Source organism: Arthrobacter pullicola (genome assembly GCF_014836875.1).
Taxonomy (GTDB): Bacteria; Actinomycetota; Actinomycetes; order Actinomycetales; family Micrococcaceae; genus Arthrobacter_B; species Arthrobacter_B pullicola.
This window is the reverse complement of sequence record NZ_JACSQC010000001.1, coordinates 219,350-244,727: the sequence shown is the minus strand read 5'-3', so window position 1 is coordinate 244,727 and position 25,378 is coordinate 219,350. Positions and strand designations below refer to the sequence as shown.

Sequence of the window (25,378 nt, the reverse complement as noted above, 5' to 3'; positions counted from 1 at the left end):
TCCCTTATGCACACAGCAAGCGGCATGGATTGATTGTGAGAGTATTCTACGGTTCGCCGGCAGGATCCCCCGGCAACCCTGAGGGGGTGTCTAAGAACGCTGGGCGATCTCAGCCGCGGCCTCGAGGTAGGACAGGGCGCCTGTGGAGGACGGGTCGTACGTCATCACCGTCTGCTGGTAGCTGGGAGCCTCAGAGATACGCACGGAGCGCGGCACTACAGCAGACAGAACCTGCTGGGGAAAGTGTTCACGGACCTCGGCAGCTACCTGTGCGGCCAGGTTGGTGCGCCCGTCGTACATGGTGAGCAGGATGGTGGAAACAACCAAATCGGCGTTCAGGTGCTTCTGGATCATCTCAATGTTCTTCAGCAGCTGGCTGAGGCCCTCAAGCGCGTAGTACTCACACTGGATGGGAATCAGGACTTCCTTCGCAGCCACAAAGGCGTTGACGGTCAGCAGACCAAGGCTCGGCGGGCAGTCGATGAAGATGTAGTCCAGGCGTTCTTCCCCGGCTTTTTTGCGTTCAGCTGCGTACACGTCAATGGCTCGGCGGAGGCGCTGCTCCCGGGCAACCAACGAGACAAGTTCAATTTCTGCTCCGGCCAGGTGGATCGTTGCAGGCGCGCAGATCAGATTCTGGATGTCCGGGCACTGGGCAACCACCCTGCCCAGCGGCAGATCATCAATGAGCACATCGTAGATGCTCTCAACCTCTGCGCGGTGGTCGATGCCAAGGGCGGTCGAGGCATTTCCCTGCGGGTCAATGTCGATAACCAGCACGTTCAATCCGGCCGATGCCAGGGCAGCCGCAAGATTAACGGTGGTGGTGGTTTTACCCACGCCGCCCTTCTGGTTGCTGACCGTCATAACGCGGGTTTCGGCCGGACGCGGAAGTACGCGTCCGCGGAGCCGTTCGCGGCGCCGGTTTTCACTGGCAAGCTCGCGGGCCAGTGGGGTGCTTTCATCCATCAGGTCCATAACGTCTACCGACTCGGACGGAACGACCGCCTGGCCGGCTACACCACCTTCGCTGGTCTCGGAAACAGGCACATGGGATGCGCCGGCAGACAATGTTGCAACAGCATGTCCTGTTTCACGTGAAACAGGCAAGGGCGGCTGTGGTTCTGCAACTTTTTCGGGTTGATTCCTTGAAAACGTGGATGAGAAGGCAGAACCCAGCGCAGCAAAGGGGGGAATTCGTTTTGCGGCAGAATCGCGCACACTCACCTGGACATGCTCACTTTCACAACATAAGGCATTACTGCCACCAGCCTATCGGCTGCCCCGCCAAAACCCCGGATCGACCGGGGTATGTACACAACGCGTTGAGTTCCTAAACCACGATCCGGACGACCGTGGTGTGTTCTTCCAGCACGTCCTCCCCAGCCGTCACAACTGAGGTTTCCTTCCCACCGAGCTTGCGGATCTGCTTGGCGGCCTTTTCGATCTCTTCTGCAGCGCTGCGGCCCTTGATGGCCAGCACCTCGCCGCGGCCCTGCAGCAGCGGAATGGTCAGCCCGGCAAGACCGGACAGGGCCGAAACGGCCCGCGCCGTGACGACGTCGACCGTGACCTTCCCGACCACCTGTTCGGCGCGTCCGCGGATGACCTTTACGTTGTCCATCCCCAGGTCTTCAACAACCTCGTTGAGCCAGGTGACCCGGCGCTCCAGTGGCTCGATCAGCGTCATGTGCAGATCCGGCCGGGCGATCGCCAGGCAGAGCCCCGGAAGGCCGGCACCGGAACCGACGTCGGCCACCTTGCTTGAGTCCGGAATCAGATCAGCGACAACGGCACAGTTCAACACGTGCCGGCTCCACAGGCGAGGAACTTCGCGCGGGCCCAGCAGCCCTCGTTCCATGCCGGATGTGGCCAGGTGCTCCACATAGCGCTCAGCCAGCGGCAGCCGGGAACCGAATACCCTGACCGCTGCAGCATGCTCGGCAGGCGTAATTTCAACCACGAAAACAGATCCTTGTCTTAGCGAGTCTGAGGGATATTCCGGCCTGCAGGCCTAGGAATCGAGGGAGACCACAATGTGGCGGGAAGGCCCTTCGCCCTCGGACTCGCTGATGAGGCCGAGTTCTGCAACTGCGTCGTGGACAATCTTCCGCTCGTAGGCGCTCATCGGAGCCAGCGCGATGTCCTTGCCGGAGGTCTTTGCCCGGGAAACCGCGTCTTCGGCAATCCGGTGCAGTTCCTCGCTGCGCTCCTTGCGGTACCCGGAGATGTCCAGAACCAGGCGGGAGCGGTTGTCCGTGGCTGTCAGCACGGAGAGCCGGGTGAGCTCCTGGAGGGCTTCGAGGACTTCTCCGTCCTGACCCACCAGTGACTGCAGCCCGGAGTCGTCTCCTTCTTCGGAGACCACGGAAATATAAGTTCGCCCGCTGCGTACTTCGATGTCGATATCGCCATCGATGTCGGCAATGTCCAGCAGCTCTTCCAGGTAGTCGGCGGCGACGTCGCCTTCTTCCTCCAGGCGTCCCGGTGCCCCGCCCTCAGCAGGCTCCGGCAGTTCTTCAACGGACTCTTCGACGTGCTCAGTGCTCATCTTTTCTTCCTGTTCTTGCGCTGGGGCTGCTGGCGCTGTGCCTTGGCGGATACGGGGACTTCTTCAACCGGTTCGGATTTCTTCTCGCCCAGCAGCGGAACCATCGGCAGGCCCTTTCGGGCACGCCTCTCGGCCAGGGCCTTGGCAGCGGGGGAACCGGGCGTGGGCATCCGGCGGATAACGAAGAACTGCTGAGCCATGGTCCACAGGTTGGTGGTGGTCCAGTAGATGAGGACACCGATGGGGAAGTTGATGCCGCCAATGCCGAAGACGAGCGGCAGTACGTAGAGCATCATCTTCTGCTGGCGCATGAACGGGCTCTGCAGCGCCTCTTCGGACATGTTCTTCGACATGATCTGCTTCTGCGTAATGAACTGCGAAGCGGTCATGGCGATGATCATGATGATCGAGAGGACAATGACGGCAGTGTGGCCCTCGGTGCCGAAGCCGTGAAGCAGCGACGAGGACAGCGGTGCGCCGAGGATGGTTGCCTCGTCGAACTGGCGGATGGCATCCGGTGTGAGCGCTCCGATGCCCTCACCGCCCGCGCTGGCATTCGAGACACCGTTGAGCACCTGGAACAAGGCGAAGAAGAACGGCATCTGGATCAGCATCGGCAGGCAGGCTGCGAACGGGTTGGTCCCGTGCTTCTTGTAGAGCGCCATCTGCTCCTGCGTCATTGCCTGGCGCGAGAGCTGATCGGTCTTGCCCTTGTACTTCTGCTGGAGCTTACGCAGGTCCGGCTGCAGCGACTGCATACCGCGCTGGGCCTTGATCTGCTTGACGAAGACAGGAATCAGGGCGGCCCGGATAACGATCACCAAGCCGATGATGGACAGCGTCCAGGTCCAACCCGATGCGGCATCCATCCCGAGGAAAACGAATCCCTCGTGGAAGATCCACATGATCCATGACACCACCCACTTGAAGGGGAACAGTATCGTGTCGAAGAAACCCATTTACTCTCCTAAGCCGCCGAGCGGCTGTCTTCGTCTGCCGGAATCACGGGATGATTCAGCACAATAATCCTGGGGACCGATTCCTGCGGCCACGTTCTGCGGCCTTCGGGCACGTGGTCTACTCCGCCGTCGTTCCACGGATGGCAGCGGATAAGCCGGCGGGCGGCAAGCCACGTTCCCTTAACGGCACCATGAACGGTGACTGCTTCGAGGGCGTACGCCGAACATGATGGAAAAAACCGGCACACGGGGCCGTAGAGCGGGGACACCACCTTGCGGTAGCCCATCAGAAGTCCGATCAGGACATTCCGGGGAAGGTGCCAGAAAAAACGCAGGACCTTGAGGAAAAAGGCAGCGGGAAAAGAAGCCTGCGCCGGTTTGCTACCGGTTCGGCCCATCTTCAGCCCCTCCCTCACCTGTGTGGTCACTGCCGCGAAAGCTTGCCAATGCATGCAGAGAGGGCACCAGCGTAGTCGGCGCTTATCTGCGCCCACGATGCCGATGCCGCCGGCGGCAGTGCCCTGACCACTATGTCCAGCCCTGTGGGATGGTCGGCCAGGCTCTGCGCTGCTGCTTCTCTCAGTCTTCTCTTAACGAGGTTACGTGTCACGGCGTTCCCGACCGCCTTCGACACAATGAACCCGACGCGCGTGGGCGCGGCCGGGTTAGGCACTGCGTATAAGACTACGTTCCGGCGCCCGCAACGGGCACCGGAACGTACGGTATGGGAAAAATCCGCCGCCGAACGCACCCGGTTCCTCGCGGCCAGCATTCAGGACGCCAGGATCGGGAGACAGAGCTGCTGAGGCAGCATCGGCAAACCTAAGTCAGTTTTATGCCGACAGTTCGGTACGGCCCTTGCCACGGCGTGCGGAAAGAATGGCACGGCCGGCGCGGGTACGCATGCGAAGGCGGAAGCCGTGCTTCTTGGCACGACGGCGGTTATTCGGCTGAAAAGTCCGCTTGCTCACGGTGGTTACTCCAAGACAATCTGCGCTGGCGCTTGCTGCATCAAGGGGAAAGCACAAGCGGCGCTCTTTTCATGTGACTGACTACGCTCAACCCGGACCTGGACCCTGATTCCCAGAACCCTGATGGGCATGAATGAGTGCAGATAGCAGACACAAAGGACTACTCAACGTTAGGTGAGACCCCGTTTGCAGTCAAACCGGGGGGTGCGGGGCCTGTTCATACAGATATTTCCACACCTGTGGACAAGTGCCGAGTATGACTGTTCACGGCCGGATGTGAGTCGCGCCGCAAGTCACGCCCGGGCGCGGGATTCCGGCTACCGACTGCCGAACCGATGCTCTAGGCTTGGCGCTGGGTGTTTATCCACGACTGTGTATAACTCTGTGGATGACCCTTCGGGATCCAGGCCTGGATTCCGGTTCTTAAACCGCCCTTTGCTGGCGTCACGAGAGGTTTTTGTGGGTACGGACGAAATCAATGATGTCGGCAGCTCCTGGCGCAAGGTCATCAGGACGCTGGAGACCGATGACAGGGTTTCCCCCCGGCAGCGCGGATTCGTGGTCCTGGCCCAGGCCCAGGGCCTGATCGGCACAACCCTTCTTGTGGCCGTCCCCAATGAACTGACCCGCGAAGTCCTGCAGACCCAGCTGAAGAACATCCTTGATGAGGTCCTCAAGACGGTCTTCCAGGCGGACATCCAGTGCGCCTTTGTGATTGACGCCGATCTGACTCCCGTTGCCCAGGCAGAACCGGAGCCTGAGCCCGAAGAAGCTGCGCCGTCACCCGTTCCGACCGGCGAAAGCGCACCCTCACCCACTCCGCCGAGCACTTCACAGGAATTCGGCCGGCTGAACCCCAAGTACGTTTTTGAGACTTTTGTCATCGGGTCTTCGAACCGGTTTGCCCACGCCGCTGCCGTTGCCGTGGCCGAAGCCCCCGCTAAGGCCTACAACCCGCTGTTCATCTACGGCGATTCAGGACTGGGCAAGACCCACCTGCTGCACGCGATCGGCCATTATGCCCGCCACCTCTATACGGGGATCCGCGTGCGGTATGTGAACTCGGAGGAGTTCACCAACGATTTCATCAACTCCATCCGCTACGACGAGGGCGCCAGCTTCAAGCAGCTGTACCGCAACGTCGACATCCTGCTTATTGACGACATCCAGTTCCTGGCGAACAAGGACGCGACGCAGGAGGAGTTCTTCCACACCTTCAATGCCCTGCACAACCACAACAAGCAGGTGGTCATCACCTCCGACCTGCCACCCAAGCAGCTCTCCGGGTTTGAGGAGCGGATGCGTTCGCGCTTTGAGTGGGGCCTGCTGACCGATGTGCAGCCGCCGGAGCTGGAAACCCGGATCGCGATTCTGCGCAAGAAGGCCATCGGCGATTCGCTGAGCGCCCCCGACGATGTGCTGGAGTACATCGCCTCGAAGATCTCCACTAACATCCGCGAGCTGGAAGGCGCCCTGATCCGGGTGACAGCCTTCGCCAGCCTCAACCGCCAGCAGGTCGATGTTGGTCTGGCCGAGATTGTGCTCAAGGACCTGATTACCGACGACGGCGCCCAGGAGATTACTGCCGCTTCGATCCTTGGGCAGACGGCAGCCTACTTCCAGATCAGCCTGGAGGAGCTGTGCAGCAAGTCGCGGACCCGGACCTTGGTCACCGCCCGCCAGATCGCCATGTACCTCTGCCGCGAGCTGACGGACATGTCGCTGCCGAAGATCGGGCAGGAACTCGGTGGGCGCGATCATACGACCGTTATTCACGCAGACCGCAAGATCCGCGAACTCATGGCCGAACGCCGGGCCATCTATAACCAGGTCACCGAGCTGACGAACCGAATCAAGCAGCAGCAGCGCGAGGCCTAGATCCGCGTCAGCGCGCGGATGTAGGGGCCCCGCAGGGGCTCGAAATTAACACGTGTGGACAAGGGTGTGGATAACTCGGTGGATAACAGCTCATTACGGGTATTGCCTTGTGGATACGCGGAACTGCAAAATAGTTCCCAACAGCCGCACCCGGCACGTAGGCTGAGCGTCCACAGGTTATCAACAGGCTTAAAACGCCGGAATGCCCGGCAGGGTCGAGTTATCCACAGTATCCACAGCAGTTATTAACACTACGAATCTTAAGAAATTCGGTTCCACCAAATAACATCCGACCTTCCGGACCAAACATCCGATGTTCCATCTGCCTGCTCCGCAGGTTCCAAAACCTGCCTCGATGAACCCATTGGGCAATGGCACAAAGGCAGCTGCGGCCTGATCCCGCAGCACCCCGGTAAATGACAACCTGCCGGCGGTAAGCTGGCACAGGGTAGTGTTGTGATTCCCAGCGGGCAGACCGGGCATCCTGGCAGCCCGAAACGCTCCCTCACGTGTTCATGAAAACTCAGTAGTACTGACAAGTACGTTGTGAAAGGCGGCACCCTGCAGTGAAGTTCAGAGTTGAGCGGGATGTCCTGGCCGAGGCGGTTACGTGGACAGCACGGTCCCTCTCACCCCGTCCGCCGGTCCCCGTCCTTTCCGGCTTGTTGATCAAGGCCGAATCCGGTTCCTTGAGCATCGCCAGCTTCGACTACGAGATCTCAGCCCGCCTGCAGATCCCGGCGGATATTTCCGACGAAGGCACCATCCTCGTCTCCGGGCGCCTGCTGGCCGAGATCTGCCGCAGCCTGCCGTCAGCACCGGTGGAAGTCGAAACCGACGGATCCAAGGTGACCCTCACCTGCCGCAACAGCCGGTTCAACCTGGCGACGATGCCGGTTTCCGAATACCCGGAACTTCCGGCACTTCCCGATGTCAGCGGCGTCGTCGACGGAGATGCCTTTGCCCAGGCTGTCTCCCAGGTGATCATTGCTGCCAGCCGTGACGACACCCTGCCGATCCTGACCGGTGTGCGCATGGAAATCGAAGATGACCTCATCACTTTCCTGGCGACTGACCGTTACCGCCTTGCCCTCCGTGAACTGTCCTGGAAACCGGCGACGCCGGGAATCTCCACCAGTGCCCTCGTCAAGGCCAAAACGCTGAACGAGGTGGCCAAGACTCTGGGCGGCGGCGGAGACCTGAACATCGCACTCTCCGGAGACAGCGAACTGATTGGCTTCGAAAGCGGCGGACGCCGCACGACGTCCCTGCTGGTCGACGGTGACTACCCCAAAATCCGGTCACTTTTCCCGGAGAACACACCAATCCACGCCACGGTGGAAACGCACGCCCTGGTCGAAGCCGTCCGCCGTGTCTCCCTGGTTGCTGAGCGCAACACCCCGGTGCGCCTGGCGTTCACTGATGGACAGGTCACCCTCGACGCCGGCACCGGAGAAGATGCCCAGGCCTCCGAAGCCCTCGAAGCTTCCCTGGTTGGCGACGAGATCACGGTCGCCTTCAACCCGCACTATCTCAGTGAAGGCCTGGGGGCCTTCGCGAGCAAGTACGTCCGTTTTTCCTTCACCACCCCGCCGAAACCTGCGGTGATTTCCGCGCAGGAAGAACTCACCGGAGATGACCAGGAAGACTACCGCTACCTGCTGATGCCGGTGCGGCTTCCTAACCAGTAAAGGCTTTCACCTGCATTTCGAGAGCCTTTCCGTCCACTGATGTGGACTACGGAGAGAGGAACCGACATGCATATTGGCCTTATCGGACTGGGAAAAATGGGTTTCAGCATGCGCGAGCGGCTGAGGCGGAACGGAATTCAGGTCACGGGGTTCGACCGTGACCCGGTAGTCAGCGACGTCGGGTCCCTCGCGGAGCTCGCTGCTGAACTGCCGCCGCCGCGCATCGTGTGGAGCATGGTTCCCAGCGGCGAAACCACAGCGGCCGTTGTCAGCGGCCTCGCGGAGGTGCTCGAGAACGGGGACCTGGTGATCGAGGGAGGCAACTCCCGCTACACCGAGGACCTGCACCATGCCGGGATGCTGGCTGCCAAGGGAATCCGGTACCTCGACTGCGGGGTTTCCGGCGGGATCTGGGGCAAGGACAACGGGTACGGATTGATGGTCGGCGGCGATCCCGCCGATGTGTCTGCGGCCATGCCTCTCTTTGACGCCCTGCGGCCAGCCGGCCTGCGGGCAGAGAGCTTCGTCCACGCAGGTGCCACAGGGGCCGGCCACTACGCCAAGATGGTGCACAACGGCATCGAGTACGGCCTGATGCAGGCATATGCCGAAGGGTATGAACTGCTTGAGGCCCAGAACATAATCGACGACGTTCCGGGAATCCTCCGTGCCTGGCAGAGCGGGACCGTGATCCGCTCCTGGCTCCTGGAACTGGCGGTCCGTGCTGTTGATGAAGATCCCGGCCTCACCAGGATCGCCGGCTATGTGGAAGATTCCGGGGAAGGCCGATGGAGCGTCGAGGAAGCCCTGTCCGCCGGAGTGCCGGCGCCGGCAATTACAGCGGCTGTTTTTGCCCGCTTCGCCTCCAGGCAGGAGGACTCTCCGGCCCTGAAACTCGTTGCTGCGCTTCGCGGGCAGTTTGGCGGGCATCCGGTGAGGCCCGCGGATCCTGCCGTTCCCGGGGGAAACGGCGGGCAGGCCAGTGCTGCCGAGCAGGCGGTCGGAGACGCAGGCTCCCCCGAATAGCGGGCGGTAGGCTGGTGGCGGAGCCGGCAGGACAGGACTTGAAGAAACGGACAGGACGGAAATACCAGGTGGAGCAGCGTGTACGTTGATTACCTTTCGCTGACGGGGTTCCGCAGCTACGGGCAGCTTGACCTGAGCCTGGAACCCGGTGTGAGCATCTTCGTCGGCCCCAACGGGACGGGCAAAACCAACATTGTCGAGTCCATTGGCTATCTCTCCTCGCTCTCCTCCCACAGGGTCAGTTCGGACGCCCCGCTGGTAGCCTTCGACGCGGAACAGGCCCTGGTCCGCGCACGCATAGTCCGCGGCAGCCAGGCGACAGCACTGGAAGTGGAAATCAATCCCGGCCGGGCAAACCGGGCCAGGATCAACCGCGCGAATCCGGTCCGGGCCCGGGAAATCCTGGGAATTTGCCGCACAGTGCTCTTCGCTCCGGAGGACCTGGCCCTGGTCAAGGGCGATCCTTCCGCCCGCCGCCGGTTCCTGGATGAGCTGATAGTTTCCCTTGTCCCCCGCCACGCAGCGACCCGCGCCGACTATGACCGGGTCCTCAAACAGCGCAATGCGCTTCTGAAATCCGCGCGTGCCAGTGGGCGCTTCACTTCAGCGCACGAGGCGACACTCGAGGTATGGGACCATCACATGGCCGTTGCCGGGGCCCAGCTGGTTGCCGCCCGGCTGCAGGCCATGGACCAGCTCAGTCCGCATTTGGAAGGTGCCTACAAGGACCTGACCGACGGTTCAAAGACCGCACGGGGCATCTACCGGTCTACGCTGCTGGGCCAGGTTGACGACGACGGCGCTGCGGAGGGGCCGGCGGATTCCGCCGACCTGCTGGGGCTGGGACAGGAAGAACTGCAGGAACGTTTCCTGCAGGCCTTTGCCGCGAACCGGAAACGCGAGGTTGAACGCGGCATTTCCCTGGTCGGACCGCACCGGGACGAAGTGGAACTGGTGCTCGGAAAAGCTCCGGCCAAGGGGTTTGCATCCCATGGCGAGACCTGGTCGCTGGCGCTGGCCATGCGCCTGGCTTCCTACTACCTGCTGCGGGACGACGATGACACTCCGGGAACGGCACCTATCCTGATCCTGGACGATGTCTTCGCGGAACTCGACACCAGCCGCAGGGAACGCCTTGCGGCCATAGTCGCCGGTGCCGAACAGGTCCTGGTGACCGCTGCTGTGGCGGAGGATATCCCGGCCGCGCTGTCCGGCCAGCAGATACCGGTGATTCCGGGAGGCGTCAGTGTTGCCGCCCGGTGAGGACCAAGAGCCGGAAGGGCCCGGCGGGGACACCTTTCCCGGCTCCGGCGACGACCGTCCGGATGCCGCCAGGGAACAGCTGAACCGCATGCGCCAGGCAGCCCAGGCACGGGGAAACCAGCGCGTTCCGGCCAGCCGCAGCAAGAAGGGCCAGCGCCGGCAGGCCCCGTTCATTCCCGGGGAATACACGGGACGTGATCCGCAGGGCCTGGGCAAAGTCTTTAACCGGTTCGTCAATGAGCGCGGCTGGAACTCGCCCGTCGCCGTCGGATCCGTCATTTCCCGCTGGGATGAGCTGGTTGGCGCCGAGGTCAGTGCCCACTGCAAACCGGAGTCCTTCTCCGACACGACAGTCCAGGTCCGCTGCGATTCGACTGCCTGGGCCACGCAGCTGCGCCTGCTGCGCTCGGCGCTGATTGCACGGTTCGATGCAGAGTTGGGTCCCGGCGTCGTCACACGCATCGAAGTGATCGGACCCGCGGCGCCGAACTGGCGCAAGGGGCTGCGCAGCGTCAAGGGCAGGGGACCGCGGGACACATACGGCTAGCGGCTGCCGATGGTGACAGCGTGAAAAAAGTTATTGATATATAGCGGGTTTTGTGCTCTCGGCCACAAACGCTGCGCGGTGTTTAGGCGGCAGGAAAACCCTTCGGACGTATCGGGCCTCATCGGAGGGCGGGAAAATCGCTCAAAACGGGCTTTGGTGGCCTCTGGTGGGGTGTTTTGGCGCGCAAAGGTACCCTTATCGCGGTAGAATTGGTAGCAGAGGCACCCTCTCCCGCTGGACAGGGTGCCAAATTCTGACCGACACAAGAGGAGTCGACAGCACCTGTGGCTAACGACAATGAGCTAGACAACACGGAGCCCGCACCCCAGGAACGCAGCGACCAGCCGGCCCCGCATGAATACGGCGCCAATGAGATCACTGTGCTGGAAGGCCTCGAGGCCGTCCGTAAGCGTCCGGGCATGTACATCGGCTCCACCGGTCCGCGCGGCCTGCACCACCTGGTTTACGAAGTGGTGGACAACTCGGTGGATGAGGCCCTGGCCGGTTTCTGCGACCGCATCGACGTGACGCTCCAGGCCGACGGCGGCGTCCGGGTCTCCGATAACGGCCGCGGTATCCCCGTTGATATGCACCCGACGGAAAACATGCCCACCGTCCAGGTGGTGATGACCATCCTGCACGCCGGCGGCAAATTCGGCGGCGGCGGCTACGCCGTGTCCGGCGGCCTGCACGGTGTTGGTATTTCCGTTGTCAACGCTCTCAGCGCCCGGGTGGAAACCGAAATCAAGCGTCAGGGATTTGTCTGGCGGCAGTCCTTTGAGAACGGCGGCCACCCCGTGGGTGGACTGCGCCAGGGTGATCCCACCGACGAAACCGGCACCACGCAGACGTTCTACCCGGACCCGGAAATCTTCGAATCCACCGAGTTCGACTTTGAGACCCTGCGGGCACGGTTCCAGCAGATGGCCTTCCTCAACAAGGGCCTGCGCATCGTGCTCACCGATGAGCGGGCGCTGGACGAGACCGCGGCGGAGATCGCCGAAGTGGATGCCGGGACCGAAGACGATGCGCCCAAGCACCGCACGGTGGACTACATGTACGCCAACGGCCTGCTGGACTACGTCCAGCACCTGAACAGCTCCAAAAAGGTCGAGGTCATCCACGACGACATCATTGCCTTCGAAACCGAAGACAATGACAAGAAAATGGCCGTGGAAATGGCCCTGCAGTGGACCACGGCGTACTCCGAGAGTGTCCACACCTACGCGAACACGATCAACACCCATGAGGGCGGCACGCACGAAGAAGGTTTCCGTGCAGCCATGACCTCCTTGATCAACCGGTACGCGCGTGAAAAGAACATCATCAAGGAAAAGGACGACAACCTCACCGGAGACGACATCCGTGAGGGCCTCACCGCCGTCATTTCCGTGAAGATCGCCGAACCGCAGTTCGAAGGCCAGACCAAGACCAAGCTTGGCAACTCCGAGGTCAAGGGCTTTGTGCAGCGCGTCGTCACCGACCAGCTCGGCGACTGGCTGGAACGGAACCCCGGCCCCGCACGCGACGTTATCCGCAAATCCATCCAGGCCTCGCAGGCCCGGCTGGCCGCACGCAAGGCCCGTGAATCCACCCGCCGCAAGGGCCTGCTGGAATCCGGCGGGATGCCGGGCAAGCTTAAGGACTGCTCCTCCAAGGACCCGTCGAAGTCCGAAATCTACATCGTGGAGGGTGACTCGGCAGGCGGTTCGGCTGTCCGCGGCCGGAATCCCGAAACCCAGGCGATCCTGCCGCTGCGCGGCAAGATCCTCAACGTGGAGCGGGCCCGGCTGGACCGGGCACTCGGCAACGCCGAGGTCCAGTCCATGATCACGGCCTTCGGCGCCGGGATCGGCGAGGACTTCGACGTCGAAAAGGCCCGGTATCACAAGATTGTGCTGATGGCCGATGCCGACGTGGACGGCCAGCACATCACCACCCTGCTGCTGACCCTGCTCTTCCGCTACATGCGTCCGCTGATTGAGCAGGGCTACGTGTACCTGGCACAGCCGCCGCTGTACCGGATCAAATGGTCCAACCACCCGCATGACTACGTCTACAGCGACCGGGAACGCGATGAGACCGTGGCCCGCGGCCTGGCGAACAACCAGCGCCTCCCGAAGGAAAACGGAATCCAGCGCTACAAGGGCCTGGGTGAAATGGACTACACGGAACTCTGGGATACCACCATGGACCCGGACCACCGGACCCTCCTCCAGGTCACCATGGACGATGCCGCTTCGGCGGACCAGATCTTCTCGGTGCTTATGGGTGAGGACGTCGAATCCCGCCGAAACTTCATCCAGCAGAACGCCAAGGACGTGCGCTTCCTCGACATCTGATGTGATTCAGGCCGCTCCGGCGGCTTGAATCACATCGGCAGCCGGAGCAGCTTCCCCGGCAACAGGCAACGCACATGGACTTGAACTTAGAACGGAACTGAACCAATGAGTGATGAGACCCCGGAAGTTCCCGGCGGCGAACTCGAACCCGTCAGCGGGAACGTCCTCTCGGACCGGGTCGAGCAGATCGACCTGCAGACCGAAATGCAGCGCTCCTACCTGGACTACGCCATGGCGGTCATCGTGGGGCGTGCGCTTCCGGATGTGCGCGACGGCCTGAAGCCGGTGCACCGCCGCGTGCTCTACGCAATGTACGACGGCGGCTACCGCCCCGACCGCGCGTTCAACAAGTGCGCCCGCGTAGTCGGCGAAGTCATGGGCCAGTACCACCCGCACGGTGACTCGGCCATCTACGATGCGCTCGTGCGCCTCATCCAGGACTGGGTCATGCGTGCCCCGCTCGCCCTGGGGCAGGGCAACTTCGGGTCCCCGGGTAACGACGGCGCTGCCGCACCGCGTTACACCGAAACCAAAATGGCTCCGCTGGCCATGGAAATGGTCCGTGACATCGACGAGGAAACCGTCGACTTCATGGATAACTACGACGGCCGCAACCAGGAACCGACCATCCTGCCGGCCCGGTTCCCCAACCTGCTGGTCAACGGGTCCTCCGGCATCGCCGTCGGTATGGCCACCAACATTCCGCCGCACAACCTGCGCGAGGTGGCTGACGGTGTGCAGTGGTACCTGCAGCACCCGGAAGCATCGAACGAGGAACTGCTCGAAGAGCTGATCAAGCGGGTCAAGGGACCTGACTTCCCCACCGGCGCCACCATCCTGGGCCACAAGGGAATCGAGGACGCGTACCGCACCGGCCGCGGATCGATCACCATGCGTGCCGTGGTCAATGTCGAAGAACTCCAGGGCCGTACCTGCCTGGTGGTTACGGAACTGCCCTACATGGCCAATCCGGACAACCTCGCCATCAAGATCGCCGAACTGGTGAAGGACGGCAAGATCACCGGCATCGCCGATATGCGCGATGAGACTTCCGGCCGCACCGGCCAGCGCCTGGTCATCGTGCTGAAGCGCGACGCCGTCGCGAAGGTGGTGCTGAACAACCTCTACAAGCACACCCAGCTGCAGGAAAACTTCGGCGCCAACATGCTGGCGATCGTCGACGGCGTGCCCCGTACGCTGAGCCTGGACGCCTTCATCCGCCACTGGGTCACGCACCAGCTCGAAGTCATCGTCCGCCGCACCCGGTACCGGCTGCGCAAGGCCGAAGAGGTCGCGCACATCCTGCGCGGCCTGCTGAAGGCCCTGGACGCACTGGACGAGGTCATCGCCCTGATCCGCCGTTCCTCCACCGTGGAAGAGGCCCGTAATGGCCTGATTCAGCTGCTGGATATCGATGAGCTGCAGTCCCAGGCCATCCTGGACATGCAGCTGCGCCGTCTTGCTGCGCTGGAACGCCAGAAGATCCAGGACCAGCACGCCAAGCTGGAACTCGAAATCGCCGAGTACAACTCGATCCTGGCCTCTGAGGAGCGCCAGCGGCAGATCGTCAGCGACGAACTCGCTGAGATCGTGGACAAGCACGGCGATGACCGCCGCACCAAGGTCCTGATGGGCTACGACGGCGATATGAGCATGGAAGACCTCATTCCTGAAGAGGAAATGGTCATCACCATTACCCGCGGCGGTTACGTCAAGCGGACCCGCAGCGACAACTACCGTGCCCAGCACCGCGGCGGAAAGGGAATCCGCGGGGCACAGCTTCGCGGAGACGACGTCGTCGAGCACTTCTTCGTCACCACCACCCACCACTGGCTGCTGTTCTTCACGAACCTCGGCCGCGTGTACCGTGCCAAGGCCTACGAGCTGGCTGAAGCCGGGCGGGACGCCAAGGGACAGCATGTTGCCAACCTGCTGGCCTTCCAGCCGGGAGAACACATTGCCCAGGTGCTGGACCTGCCCGACTACGAGGCCGCCCCGTACCTGGTGCTCGCCACCAAGCGCGGTCTGGTCAAGAAGACCCAGCTCCGGGACTACGACACGAACCGGTCCGCCGGTGTCATCGCCATCAACCTGCGCGAGGGCGACGAAGTTGTCTCGGCCCAGCTCGTCAGCGAGACCGACGATCTGATGCTGGTTTCCCGCAAGGGCCAGTCCCTGCGCTTCACCGCCACCGACGAGGCCCTGCGGCCGATGGGCCGGGCAACCTCCGGCGTCACCGGCATGAAGTTCCGCGAGGATGATGAGCTGCTCGCAGCGGACGTCATCACGGAGGACTCCTACGTGTTTATCGTCACCGAGGGCGGCTACGCCAAGCGCACCAGTGTCGATGAATACCGTGTGCAGGGACGCGGCGGCCTGGGCATCAAGGTGGGCAAGTACAACGAAGACCGTGGACACCTGGTCGGCGCGATGATTGTGCAGGAAGAGGACGAGGTCCTGGTGGTCATGCAGGGCGGCAAGGTTGTGCGCTCCGCGGTTGCCGGTGTTCCGGCCAAGGGCCGCGACACCATGGGCGTCATTTTCGCGAAGCCGGACAAGAACGACCGCATCATCGCGGTGGCCCGGAACTCCGAACGGGATCTGCCGGTGGACGCAGCTGACGGCGACGGCGCCTCCGACGGCGAGTCTGTGGAGGCACCAGTGGATGAAGTACCGTTGTCAACAGAGGAAATGGCTGGGCCCGACGCACAGTCAGCAGACGATGGAGGTAGCGAGTGAGCTCGACCAACTCAAATGCCAGGCCCGGCGGCGGCCCGCGGGTGAAAACCCCTGCACGGCCCGCACAGCGGCCTGGAACGGGTCAGAGCGCGTCCGGCAACCGGCAGCCGCTGGTGAAGCCGGCTCCCAAGGCCAAGGCCCGGAAAGCCCGCCTGCTGGTCAGCAAGATCGATCCGTGGTCGGTGCTGAAAATGTCCTTCCTGCTGTCCGTTGCCCTCGGCGTCGTGACCGTGGTCGCAGCGATCGTGCTGTGGACCGTCCTGGACCTCACCGGGATCTTCGACCGGGTCAACGACCTGCTCGGTGAAATTGCCGGTTCGGAGTCCGGCGGATTCGACCTCCGCGAGTTCGCGTCCCTGGGCCAGGTTGTCTCCTTCGCGACCATCATCGCCGTCGTCAACGTCCTGCTGCTGACGGCCCTGTCGATGCTCTCAGCTGTGCTCTACAACATTGCCTCGACCCTGGTCGGCGGCATCGGTGTAACCCTTACCGACGACTGATAATCCGCGATTCCGGCGCAGGAACCGAGCCTGCGCCGGAACACGGGGCACCCGATTTGGGTTCCGGCCGAGGTTACGGTAAAGTCATATCTCGGCCCGGTGAGGTATCGGGGCGTATAGCTCAGGCGGTTAGAGCGCTTCGCTGATAACGAAGAGGTCCCAGGTTCAAGTCCTGGTACGCCCACGGACGATCATGAAAATGATCGGCCACAACGGCAAGGAGACACTGTGAAGAAGTTGTTCGCGATTGCAGCAGCCGCAGCAGCAGGCGTCTTCGCCTTTCGGAAATGGCAGGAAACTGCCGCGGAGAAATCCGTCTGGAAGGTCTCGACCGACAAGGTTGAGTAGCTCCGCAGGAACAGGATTGGTTTGAACACCCCCGCGGGTGGGATATACTGAATCAGGTTCAATTCGGGGGCATGGCGCAATTGGTAGCGCACCTGCTTTGCAAGCAGGGGGTTCGGGGTTCGAGTCCCCGTGCCTCCACCGAAAGAAAGTCCCGGTCGTTACGACCGGGACTTTCTGCGTTTAATCCGGTTGGGCGGTTACCGGTACGGCACCGCCCGTGCAACTTGGTGGCTGGTTGAGGATCCGGCGTTCCCACCAGCCGTCACAGCACCCACAGGACCGTCTGCCAGCACGCTTCCAGGGAATAATCTTTTCCCATGACCTTTCTCCTTGCGGCGGTAGGCGTGCTGGGCGTCTCCGCCTCCGGCCCCATCATGGCGGCAACCGCAGCGCCAGCCCTGGCCATTGCTTTTTGGCGGAATGCCCTTGGCGCCATCATCATGGGCGGACCTGCCGCGCTGCGGGACAGGGAAGGTTTCCGCAGCCTCAGCCGGACCGAACTAAAATGGACTGCCTTGGCAGCCCTCGCCCTGGCACTGCACTTTGCCTGCTTCATCTCGGCCTTGCAGCTCACCTCTGTCGCAGCGGCCACTGCCCTTGTCTGCCTTCAGGCGGGCTGGATCGCGCTCTTCGGCCTTCTTCGGGGAAACCGCGTGGCCCGGCAGACCCTCCTTGGACTGGTCCTCGCTTTCGCCGGGGTCGTGGTGATCACCGGCTTCGATGTAGCGGTCTCACGCGAGGCGCTGGCGGGTGATGCCCTCGCGCTGGCCGGCGGCGCCTTGGCAGGTCTGTACACGATTGCGGGAGGCAAGGCCCGCCGGACCATGTCCACTGGAACCTACACGACGCTCTGCTACGGCGCCTGTGCCGTCATTCTGCTGATCATGTGCGCCGCGTTCCGGCAGCCCCTCGTCGGGTTTGAGCCGGCCGCCTGGGCCGGGATCCTGGCAGTGACCGTGATGGCGCAGCTGCTTGGCCACACTGTGTTCAACCATCTGCTGGCCGTAATCAGCCCCTTGGTGGTCTCGATGATCATTCTGCTCGAAATTCCCGGTGCGGCCGTCTTGGCCGCCATTTTCCTCGGAGAGGAGCTACCCGGCGGCACCTACGCCGGTCTGGGAATCATCCTTGCCGGGCTCGGCGTCGTCCTCAGGGGGCAGGCCCGGGGGCGTGTGCCCGTGTCCGGGGCCCCGCCGGAGGACAGGATTCCCCCGGCACCGCCGGTCCTGGGCGGAGACATCGAAAAGTGACCCTCAGGCTCAGGAACGCTTAAACAGGGAAGGACCCCGGATATCCGGGGTCCTTCCCTGTGCTGTCTGCCGCGTTAGTTCTTCGGCTTCTCAGCCTTCGCGTCTGCGGAGGTGTCAGCGTGGGCACCGGCAGGCTTGGCAGCCGTGGACGCGGCTTCCTTGCTGTGCTTGGCGGCATCGGCTGCCTTCTCACCGGCCTTGGCGGTGGAAGACGCAGCAGCCTCCTTCACGCCCTGCGCGGCTTCCTTGGTCTTCTGGGCAGCGGCTGCGGCGCTGTCCTTCGCCTTCTCGGCGGGGGACGCCGGCTTGCTGTCCTCGGCCGGAGCAGCCGGTGCCGGCGCGGGGACCGGAACGACGGCGGGCTTCGGCTGGGCCGGTGCCGGCGTCTTCCAGGGATCTTCGACCGGACGGGAAGCCCGCCAGGCGGCAACTGCGGCCACAACCGCCGAAGCAACAATGCCGAAGACGAGCCAGCCCTTGCCGCCGCCCTTCTGCTGCTTCTTCAGCTCCTTGGCAGCCTTGGCAGCTGCCTTCTGAGCCTGCTTCAGGGCCTTCTTATTACCGGTGGCCTTGGCCACGGCGGTCTGTACCGGTACTGAGGCATTTCCGAGTCCGCGGGAGACGGAATCAGCGGCGTCGCCAAGCCGGTTGGAGATCGTGGGGATGTAGCTGTCCACAACCTTGTCCTTGGCATGGGTCAGGGCCGGCGCAGCCTTGTCGAGGGTGGTCTGGATCCTCGGAGTGGCATCGTCAACAACCTGGCTGATCCTGGGGCCGACCTTCTGAAGTCCGTCCTGGAGCCGGGGAGTCACGACGGCGACGCCCTGTGCGATCTCGTCAGCGGCACGTTTGAGTCCGTCCTGAATTTTCGGCGAAGCGGTTTCGATCCCCTTTTCGATGCGGGGAACTGCCCAACCTACGGCGGCCTCTACCTTGGGGGTTGCCCAGTCACGTGCCGTTTCCACGCCTGCGGTGACATTCGCTTCGAAGTCACGGGCAATGCGGTCCTTCTTATTCAAAACTACCTCCCGGGATAGTGACGGTTCAGCCTTAGCCTACGTGTAATGACTGTTCTGTGCTATCAGCGGGCCCCTGGGGCCCAAGTTTTCACTGTGCGCTGAACAGGCCGGTTTCCGCGCGTATAAAGGGCTGCCGTGGAAGAATGAGGTCATGACTGCTATTCCTACCGCAAAAGCGACCCTCCATACCTCCAAGGGCGATATCCGGATCAACCTCTTCGGCAACCACGCACCGAAGACGGTCAAGAACTTCGTCGGCCTGGCAACAGGTGAGATCGAATGGACCGATCCGGCCACCGGCGAGAAGACCAGCCGGCCGCTCTACGACGGCACGATTTTCCACCGCATCATCAAGGATTTCATGATCCAGGGCGGCGACCCGCTGGGCCGCGGCACCGGCGGACCGGGCTACCAGTTCGATGATGAGATCAGCCCCGACCTCGACTTCACCAGCCCCTACAAGCTGGCCATGGCTAACGCCGGCATCCAGATGGGCCGCGGCACGAACGGATCTCAGTTCTTCATTACCTCCGTCCCCACCACCTGGCTGCAGGGCAAGCACACCATCTTCGGCGAAGTTGCAGACGATGAGTCCAAGGCCGTTGTGGACGCGCTGAACGCAGTAGCCACGGACATGCGGGACAAGCCCACTGAAGACGTCGTGATCAACAGCGTCACCGTGGAACAGCTCTAACCCTGGTTGGCAGCACACCCCGGCCGGACCTCCGGCCGGGGTTTTCCCATAAGAGCCCCTGGAGCCAAACCCAACATGTCCTACGGAATTCCGGCCGGCCAGCCGGCCCCTGAAGTACCGGTCTGTCCTCGGCATCCGGACCGTGTCAGCTATATCCGCTGCCAGCGCTGCGGCCGGCCCGCCTGCCCCGAGTGCCAGCACAGCGCACCTGTGGGAGTCCAGTGCGTTGACTGTTTCCAGGAGAGCCGCCGGAATGCCCCCGCCTACCGGACCCCCTATGGTGGCGCCGCCCGGCCCGGGAAACCGGTGGTCACCACAACGCTGATGATTCTGTGCGGAATCGCCTACGCCCTTCAATGGCTGGTTCCGGGCTTCGCCGAACGGTTCCTGTTCGCCCCGATCCTCGCGGCCTCCGAACCCTGGCGGCTGTTCAGTGCTGCGTTCCTGCACTCCCCCGGCTTTATCTTTCACATCGCGTTCAACCTCTATGCGCTGTGGCTCCTGGGCCGGTCCCTGGAACCACTGCTGGGCCGGGTCAGATTTATCCTGCTGTACCTGATTTCAGCGCTGGGCGGCTCCATCGGGGTCCTGATGCTCGCCCCCGCCTTCCAAGCTGTGGTGGGCGCCTCCGGTGCCATCTTCGGACTATTCGGTGCCCTGTTCGTGATTCAGCGTCAGCGTGGCGGCGATGTCAAAGCCCTGTTGATCCTTATCGGCATCAACCTGGTCCTGGGCTTCGTTTACCCAAGCATCTCCTGGCAGGCGCATCTGGGCGGTTTGGTGACTGGCGCTGCCTGCGCCGCAGTGCTGGCCTACGCCCCCAAGGGCCCGCGCCGGTCGCTGGTGCAGTTCGGCGGTCTCGCCGCGATCGCACTGGTGCTGCTGGGCCTCGCCTTTTTCTGGACGCCCAGCTTCTAGCTGCCCGGCTTCCAACCACCCCGCCGCGCAGCAGGCCCCCGGTAAACCCGGGGGCCTGCTGCCGTTAACCACTCTGCACTCATCTGTTGATACTCCTCAACCGGCAAGCGGGACTGGTGGTTATCCACAGAGATACCCACATTGTTAATAACTTACAGGCGTGTAACTCTGCGATCGGACGCAGCGGGTCGGGCCGAAATCAGGACCTTAACGCATGGAAAGGCAGGTTACCCACAAGTAGCGCTGAGAGTTATGCACAGCCAGTGGGTAACTTCCGATGGAAGTTATCCAGTGCGCCGCCTGAGTTACACACATGTAATTCCACAGCTGTGGATAACTATGTTCCGCGTAAACACGCCAAATTGACCCTGACTGGCCACAGAGTTACCCACAGTTGTGGATAACTCTGTGCACATGGTGGGTACAACCTCGGTCGGGTTGCCCCTGAGTTATCCCCAGCTTTTCCACGTCCCCTTGTGGAAAAGCTGGGGAAAGCGCGGCACAACGTCCACTGGCTGACCGGGGCTGTTCTGAACAGGTTATGCACTCCTGTGGATAACCCCCTGTGGAGAAGTTGGCCAGCTGTGGGAAAGCCTGTTTAAAACACGAACTCCCGGCAGGCGGAGGACCGCATGCCGGGAGCTGGGGTTTATCTGGGGAAGTTTAGCGCCAGCGCGTCGTCATCAGGAAGCCAGCGATCGCGAGTCCGAAGCCGACCAGAATATTCCCTGAGCCCAGCGCCGGGACCGGGTAGACACCCTCGGAAATGTAAAAAACGATGATCCAGATCAGGCCAATCAGCATCAGCCCGAACATCACCGGCTTGTACCAAACCGGGTTCGGTTTGGGCGCGGTCTTCGCTTTGGCCGGAGCCGGTGCGTCAGCGGCTGACGGCTTCTTGCGGGACTTTGACTCGGGCACGGATCCTCCTAGCGGAACCGGCTCACTTCACGCCGGTGCGATTATGGTCTGTGGGAGATCCGCGCGCCGCGCCCGGGTGACGATATCCTGACTGGGTATCGGCGGTGAGCTGGGTGGCTTGCAGGTTCCCCTCTTCCAATCGTAGCGAATGACCAGCACCAAAGTGCCCGGTACCACCCGGCAGAGTATGGAGAGGATCGGGGACCGATTGCGCAGTTCAACGGAGGACATCCCAGGCACCGGTACCCCTGCGCCCGAATCCCGCCGGGCACGGCGGAACCTTCGAGAGGGCGGACGGCGTGGACGTGGCTCCCTGGCAGTGCAGGTCATTGGTGAACTTCTCATCACTGCCGGGCTGGTCCTGGTCCTCTTTGTGGTCTGGGAATTGTGGTGGACCAATATCGAGTCAGACCGCAGGCAGGAACAGGCCATGGAGGAACTCTTCTCCGGGTTTGACGCCCCGCCTGCCTCCACCGAAGCCGCGGCCCTGGAAGACTACGGCAACCCAGTCGTGCTTCCCGCGCCCGATGCTGAGGGCAGCACCTTCGCCGCCGTCTATATCCCCCGGTTTGGTCCGGAGCATGCCCGGCCGGTGACCCAGGGCGTGGGAACCGAGGTCCTGGACACACTGGGCCTTGGCCATTACCCGGAAACCGCCATGCCCGGCGAAGTTGGCAATTTTGCGTTGGCGGGCCATCGGCAAACGCACGGACAGGTCCTGGACGCCGTCGACACCCTGGTGCCGGGGGACCGTATATATGTGCAGACGGCAGAGGGCTACTACACCTATATCTACCGGAACAGCCAGATAGTTCTGCCGGACCAGGTGGACGTGCTGGCGCCGGTCCCCACACAGCCCAGCGCAGCACCCACAGAACGGATACTGACCCTGACTACGTGTAATCCGCGGTTCGGCTCCCAGGAACGGTTCATCGCCTACGCGGTGATGGAGTCCTGGCAGCCCGCGTCGGCAGGACCCCCGGCTGAGATCGCCGCAATCGCAGCGGCCAGGGCAGGAGGACAGGGATAAAATGTACGCTTGGATATTCCGGCATCTGCCCGGCCCGCTGTGGGTGCGCATCATTACGTCTGTGCTGCTGGCCGCGGGCGTGGTGCTGGCACTGATGGTTTATGTTTTTCCCTGGTTCTCGGAATTCAGTTTCCTGGGCCCACTTACGGATTCAACGATTGGCGGTTCCTGAGGCAATGAGCACCCGTATCCTCGTGGTCGATAACTACGACAGTTTCGTTTACACCCTTGTGGGGTATCTGCAGCAGCTGGGAGCCCAGACAACTGTGGTGCGCAACGACGACCTGAGCCTGGAGGAAGCCAAAGAGCTGGCAGCAGCCCGGGACGGCGTGCTCGTCTCCCCCGGTCCCGGCGCCCCGGCGGATGCCGGCGTCTGCATCGACCTCATCCGCTGGTGTGAAGCGAACGCCAAGCCGATGCTGGGCGTCTGCCTGGGACACCAGGCGCTGGCCGAAGCCTTCGGCGGCACGGTCACCCATGCCCCCGAGCTGATGCACGGCAAGACCTCGGAGGTGGAGCATCACGGGACGGATGTCTTCTCCGGGCTGCCCAGCCCGCTGACGGCCACCCGCTATCACTCCCTCGCAGCAGTCGCGGACCAGATTCCGGCGGAGCTGGAAGTCACTGCACGGACCGCCAGCGGAATCATCATGGGCCTGCGGCACCGGACAGCACCGCTGTCCGGCGTGCAGTTCCACCCGGAATCCGTCCTCACGGAGGGCGGCTACCAGATGCTCGGAAACTGGCTGGAGAGTCTTGGCCTGGAAGGCGCCGCGGCACACGCAGCCACTCTGAGCCCGCTGATCAGCTCCGGTGCCTGACGCCCTGCCAGCGCTAGTCGTCCCGCCGGTTGCCGGAACTCGACGGCGATGAGGAGGAACTGGGCGACGCCGACGGCGACGGGCTCGCCGGCTCCTTGGCCACCGTCAGCGTGATGGTGCTGCCCTGCGGAACATCCGATCCGGGCAGGGCGCTTTGATCAATGACGGTACCCGGTTTCACCACCGAGTTTTCGACTTCCTCCACTGCCACCTCCAGCCCGTAGGCAGGATCGGCCAAGTAGGCCCGGGCCTCTTCGATGCTCACGTCCCTGAGATTGGGGACGGTGACCTTCCCGGAAGAGAGCACCAGGTCCACGGTGCTGCCGACCTGGACGGAGGTTCCGATGCTGGGCGTCGTTTCGATGACCCGGCCCTCGGGAACAACCGGACTGTTAGCGGTGACGGTGTTGCCGCCCTGCAGTCCCATCAGGCGCAGGACGTCCCTGGCCTGGGCCTCGCTCATCCCTGGCAGGGTTTCCGGGATCGCTACCGCGGACGGGCCCTGGGACACAAACAGGGTGATGTCGGCGTCGAACAGAGTGTCTGTCCCAGCCGTCGGTGAGGTTCCTATGGCCAGGCCGGATTCAACCGTGTCGCTGTACTGCGGCTCAATGACGGGTGCCCTGAAGCCCTCAGCGGTAATGGTGTTGATGGCTTCGGTCTGGGTCATGTTTTCCACATTCGGGATGCTGCCCGACACCGGTGGAGGGGGCGGCTGGTTGGCAAGGTTGTAGGCAAAAATCCCCCCTGCCGCGAGAAGCAGCGCCAAAGCAAGGAACAGTGTGATGATCCAGGCCCTGCGTCGTTTCTTCTGCCTGGGATCCCGCTCCTGGTTAGTGCCCACCGGCAGCCGGGAATGACCCTCATCTTCCTGGAGGTCTTCCGCCGGCATGCTCGTCAGCGGTCCGCCCTCCATGACCCGGGCCATGGCACGTGTGCGTGGTTCCTCGTCAGGCCAGGGCTGCACAGAGGCCTTGGGCATCTGGATAGCCTCCGTGGCACCAGTTTGTTCCGGTTCCAGCTCACCGCGGCGCGCGGCCTGCAGCGCTTCGGAGAAGGCATGGGCGTTCTGGTAGCGCTGCTCGCGGTTCTTGGCCAGACCACGTTCCAGCACGGAATCCAAGGCGGGCGAAACCTCCCGGTTAAAGCTGCTGGCCTTGGGCGGCTGCTCCCGTACATGCTGGTACGCCACTGACACCGGGCTGTCCCCCACAAAAGGCGGCCGGCCGGCCAGCATCTCAAAGAACAGGCAGGCAGCGGAGTACAGGTCGCTGCGTGCGTCGACCGTCTCCCCGCGGGCCTGTTCCGGTGACAGGTACTGCGCCGTGCCGATAACGGCCTGGGTCTGCGTCATCGTCGCCGCTGAATCCGCGATCGCCCGGGCAATGCCGAAGTCCATGACCTTGACCCGTCCGTCGGCCGCAACCATAACGTTGGCCGGTTTGATGTCGCGGTGCACAATCCCGGAACGGTGGCTGTATTCGAGGGCAGCCAGCACGCCCAGGGTGTAGTCCACCGCCGCATCAATGCTGATTTCTCCGGCCTTGATGAGGTCCCGGAGGGTGCGTCCGGAAACGTATTCCATCACGATGAAGGGCAAACGGACCTCATCGTGGGATCCGTCCGCCGCTTCCTGGTCCCCGGTGTCATACACGGAGACGATGGAGGGGTGGTTCAATCCGGCGACCGCCTGCGCTTCACGCCGGAACCTGGACTGGAAGAGCGGATCGCGGGCCAGATCCGGGCGGAGCACCTTGATGGCCACTGAGCGTCCCAGCCGGGAGTCACGGCCGAGGTAGACGTCGGCCATACCGCCGCGGCCAATGAGCTCACCTACCTCGTACCGCCCGTTGAGGATCCGGTCAGTGTTCAGTGTGGGGTGTCCTTTCAGGAAATCCGCGCTCATGGTG

25 protein-coding genes and 2 tRNA genes are annotated in these 25,378 nt (G+C 62.8%); 17 read left to right on the top strand and 10 right to left on the bottom strand.

The genetic code is table 11. From position 1 onward, the window contains the following. Positions 1-90 precede the first annotated feature (90 nt). The 7 genes from H9638_RS01205 to rpmH all read right to left on the bottom strand — a co-directional run bounded on the left by H9638_RS01205 (position 91) and on the right by rpmH (position 4,481). On the bottom strand, positions 91-1,227 hold the full coding sequence (locus H9638_RS01205; protein WP_318241738.1) for a ParA family protein: 1,137 nt from the start codon (positions 1,225-1,227) through the stop codon (positions 91-93). A gap of 106 nt (positions 1,228-1,333) precedes the next feature. Further along, positions 1,334-1,963: a 16S rRNA (guanine(527)-N(7))-methyltransferase RsmG gene (gene rsmG, locus H9638_RS01200; RefSeq protein ID WP_191745360.1), complete on the bottom strand. Its 630-nt coding sequence runs from the start codon at positions 1,961-1,963 to the stop codon at positions 1,334-1,336. 51 nt (positions 1,964-2,014) lie between these two features. Continuing rightward, positions 2,015-2,551 (bottom strand): Jag family protein, encoded by a 537-nt coding sequence (locus tag H9638_RS01195; RefSeq protein WP_191745359.1) that lies wholly within the window; start codon positions 2,549-2,551, stop codon positions 2,015-2,017. Further along, positions 2,548-3,510, bottom strand: coding sequence for a membrane protein insertase YidC (yidC, locus tag H9638_RS01190; protein WP_191745358.1), 963 nt, complete (start codon positions 3,508-3,510; stop codon positions 2,548-2,550). The genes H9638_RS01195 and yidC overlap by 4 nt, the downstream gene beginning before the upstream one ends. 8 nt (positions 3,511-3,518) lie before the next feature. Next, on the bottom strand, positions 3,519-3,908 hold the full coding sequence (gene yidD, locus H9638_RS01185) for a membrane protein insertion efficiency factor YidD (RefSeq protein WP_191745357.1): 390 nt from the start codon (positions 3,906-3,908) through the stop codon (positions 3,519-3,521). A 26-nt stretch (positions 3,909-3,934) separates the two neighbouring features. Then, complete coding sequence (rnpA, locus tag H9638_RS01180; RefSeq protein WP_191745356.1) at positions 3,935-4,282, bottom strand: ribonuclease P protein component; 348 nt, start codon at positions 4,280-4,282, stop codon at positions 3,935-3,937. A 61-nt stretch (positions 4,283-4,343) separates the two neighbouring features. After that, on the bottom strand, positions 4,344-4,481 hold the full coding sequence (rpmH, locus tag H9638_RS01175; RefSeq protein WP_022892375.1) for a 50S ribosomal protein L34: 138 nt from the start codon (positions 4,479-4,481) through the stop codon (positions 4,344-4,346). Positions 4,482-4,940: 459 nt separating this feature from the next. On the opposite strand from rpmH, the gene dnaA reads away from it, so the two are divergent. The 12 genes from dnaA (at position 4,941) to H9638_RS01120 (ending at position 18,065) form a co-directional block, all read left to right on the top strand. Beyond that, entirely contained in the window at positions 4,941-6,359 is a 1,419-nt protein-coding gene (gene dnaA, locus H9638_RS01170) for a chromosomal replication initiator protein DnaA (RefSeq protein WP_066300466.1), read from the top strand. Positions 6,360-6,925: 566 nt separating this feature from the next. Next, complete coding sequence (gene dnaN, locus H9638_RS01165) at positions 6,926-8,050, top strand: DNA polymerase III subunit beta (RefSeq protein WP_191745355.1); 1,125 nt, start codon at positions 6,926-6,928, stop codon at positions 8,048-8,050. Between the two features lie 66 nt (positions 8,051-8,116). Further along, complete coding sequence (gene gnd, locus H9638_RS01160; RefSeq protein ID WP_191745354.1) at positions 8,117-9,076, top strand: phosphogluconate dehydrogenase (NAD(+)-dependent, decarboxylating); 960 nt, start codon at positions 8,117-8,119, stop codon at positions 9,074-9,076. A gap of 78 nt (positions 9,077-9,154) precedes the next feature. Continuing rightward, the gene (gene recF / locus H9638_RS01155) at positions 9,155-10,339 is read left to right on the top strand and encodes a DNA replication/repair protein RecF (protein ID WP_191745353.1); all 1,185 of its coding nucleotides are present in this window, start codon (positions 9,155-9,157) and stop codon (positions 10,337-10,339) included. Next, on the top strand, positions 10,323-10,886 hold the full coding sequence (locus tag H9638_RS01150) for a DUF721 domain-containing protein (RefSeq protein ID WP_404799616.1): 564 nt from the start codon (positions 10,323-10,325) through the stop codon (positions 10,884-10,886). Before recF ends, H9638_RS01150 begins: the two co-directional genes overlap by 17 nt. Before the next feature lie 284 nt (positions 10,887-11,170). Further along, a complete protein-coding gene (gene gyrB, locus H9638_RS01145; RefSeq protein WP_191745352.1) occupies positions 11,171-13,228 on the top strand; it encodes a DNA topoisomerase (ATP-hydrolyzing) subunit B in 2,058 nt (685 codons plus the stop codon). A 105-nt stretch (positions 13,229-13,333) separates the two neighbouring features. Beyond that, positions 13,334-15,967, top strand: coding sequence for a DNA gyrase subunit A (gene gyrA, locus H9638_RS01140; protein ID WP_191745351.1), 2,634 nt, complete (start codon positions 13,334-13,336; stop codon positions 15,965-15,967). Beyond that, positions 15,964-16,467: a DUF3566 domain-containing protein gene (locus H9638_RS01135; RefSeq protein WP_191745350.1), complete on the top strand. Its 504-nt coding sequence runs from the start codon at positions 15,964-15,966 to the stop codon at positions 16,465-16,467. Before gyrA ends, H9638_RS01135 begins: the two co-directional genes overlap by 4 nt. A gap of 110 nt (positions 16,468-16,577) precedes the next feature. Then, positions 16,578-16,651: transfer RNA gene (locus H9638_RS01130), tRNA-Ile, on the top strand. 44 nt (positions 16,652-16,695) lie between these two features. Further along, positions 16,696-16,815: a DLW-39 family protein gene (locus tag H9638_RS16685; protein WP_318241737.1), complete on the top strand. Its 120-nt coding sequence runs from the start codon at positions 16,696-16,698 to the stop codon at positions 16,813-16,815. Between the two features lie 65 nt (positions 16,816-16,880). After that, positions 16,881-16,953, top strand: a tRNA-Ala gene (locus tag H9638_RS01125). Between the two features lie 179 nt (positions 16,954-17,132). Further along, positions 17,133-18,065, top strand: a complete 933-nt coding sequence (locus H9638_RS01120) for a DMT family transporter (RefSeq protein ID WP_191745349.1) — start codon at positions 17,133-17,135, stop codon at positions 18,063-18,065. 74 nt (positions 18,066-18,139) lie between these two features. Here the strand turns inward: H9638_RS01120 and H9638_RS01115 are convergent, their stop codons facing one another. Continuing rightward, a complete protein-coding gene (locus tag H9638_RS01115) occupies positions 18,140-19,084 on the bottom strand; it encodes a hypothetical protein (protein ID WP_191745348.1) in 945 nt (314 codons plus the stop codon). 151 nt (positions 19,085-19,235) lie between these two features. Between H9638_RS01115 and H9638_RS01110 the strand changes: the two genes are divergently transcribed. Together H9638_RS01110 and H9638_RS01105 are read left to right on the top strand one after the other, a co-directional pair. Further along, positions 19,236-19,778, top strand: a complete 543-nt coding sequence (locus H9638_RS01110; RefSeq protein ID WP_191745347.1) for a peptidylprolyl isomerase — start codon at positions 19,236-19,238, stop codon at positions 19,776-19,778. Positions 19,779-20,084: 306 nt separating this feature from the next. Further along, a complete protein-coding gene (locus tag H9638_RS01105; RefSeq protein WP_318241736.1) occupies positions 20,085-20,696 on the top strand; it encodes a rhomboid family intramembrane serine protease in 612 nt (203 codons plus the stop codon). A 663-nt stretch (positions 20,697-21,359) separates the two neighbouring features. Here the strand turns inward: H9638_RS01105 and H9638_RS01100 are convergent. After that, on the bottom strand, positions 21,360-21,617 hold the full coding sequence (locus H9638_RS01100; protein ID WP_191745345.1) for a cell division protein CrgA: 258 nt from the start codon (positions 21,615-21,617) through the stop codon (positions 21,360-21,362). 208 nt (positions 21,618-21,825) lie between these two features. Between H9638_RS01100 and H9638_RS01095 the strand changes: the two genes are divergently transcribed. From H9638_RS01095 to H9638_RS01085, 3 genes are read left to right on the top strand one after another with little or no spacing between them, the layout of a single operon-like run. After that, positions 21,826-22,647: a class E sortase gene (locus H9638_RS01095; RefSeq protein ID WP_225216862.1), complete on the top strand. Its 822-nt coding sequence runs from the start codon at positions 21,826-21,828 to the stop codon at positions 22,645-22,647. 1 nt (position 22,648) lies between these two features. Next, entirely contained in the window at positions 22,649-22,819 is a 171-nt protein-coding gene (locus tag H9638_RS01090) for a hypothetical protein (RefSeq protein ID WP_191745344.1), read from the top strand. Between the two features lie 4 nt (positions 22,820-22,823). Next, the gene (locus tag H9638_RS01085) at positions 22,824-23,468 is read left to right on the top strand and encodes an aminodeoxychorismate/anthranilate synthase component II (RefSeq protein WP_191745343.1); all 645 of its coding nucleotides are present in this window, start codon (positions 22,824-22,826) and stop codon (positions 23,466-23,468) included. Between the two features lie 13 nt (positions 23,469-23,481). Here the strand turns inward: H9638_RS01085 and pknB are convergent, their stop codons facing one another. Further along, on the bottom strand, positions 23,482-25,374 hold the full coding sequence (gene pknB / locus H9638_RS01080) for a Stk1 family PASTA domain-containing Ser/Thr kinase (protein ID WP_191745342.1): 1,893 nt from the start codon (positions 25,372-25,374) through the stop codon (positions 23,482-23,484). Positions 25,375-25,378 lie beyond the last annotated feature (4 nt).

Bases quoted from the DNA above. Each gene is read 5' to 3' on its own strand.
- gnd (WP_191745354.1), top strand. From the start codon at position 8,117: ATGCATATTGGCCTTATCGGACTGGGAAAAATGGGTTTCAGCATGCGC.
- yidD (WP_191745357.1), bottom strand. From the start codon at position 3,908: ATGGGCCGAACCGGTAGCAAACCGGCGCAGGCTTCTTTTCCCGCTGCC.
- H9638_RS01110 (WP_191745347.1), top strand. From the start codon at position 19,236: ATGACTGCTATTCCTACCGCAAAAGCGACCCTCCATACCTCCAAGGGC.
- gyrA (WP_191745351.1), top strand. From the start codon at position 13,334: ATGAGTGATGAGACCCCGGAAGTTCCCGGCGGCGAACTCGAACCCGTC.
- H9638_RS01195 (WP_191745359.1), bottom strand. From the start codon at position 2,551: ATGAGCACTGAGCACGTCGAAGAGTCCGTTGAAGAACTGCCGGAGCCT.
- pknB (WP_191745342.1), bottom strand. From the start codon at position 25,374: ATGAGCGCGGATTTCCTGAAAGGACACCCCACACTGAACACTGACCGG.
- rnpA (WP_191745356.1), bottom strand. From the start codon at position 4,282: ATGCTGGCCGCGAGGAACCGGGTGCGTTCGGCGGCGGATTTTTCCCAT.
- yidC (WP_191745358.1), bottom strand. From the start codon at position 3,510: ATGGGTTTCTTCGACACGATACTGTTCCCCTTCAAGTGGGTGGTGTCA.
- H9638_RS01090 (WP_191745344.1), top strand. From the start codon at position 22,649: ATGTACGCTTGGATATTCCGGCATCTGCCCGGCCCGCTGTGGGTGCGC.
- H9638_RS01120 (WP_191745349.1), top strand. From the start codon at position 17,133: ATGACCTTTCTCCTTGCGGCGGTAGGCGTGCTGGGCGTCTCCGCCTCC.
- H9638_RS01085 (WP_191745343.1), top strand. From the start codon at position 22,824: ATGAGCACCCGTATCCTCGTGGTCGATAACTACGACAGTTTCGTTTAC.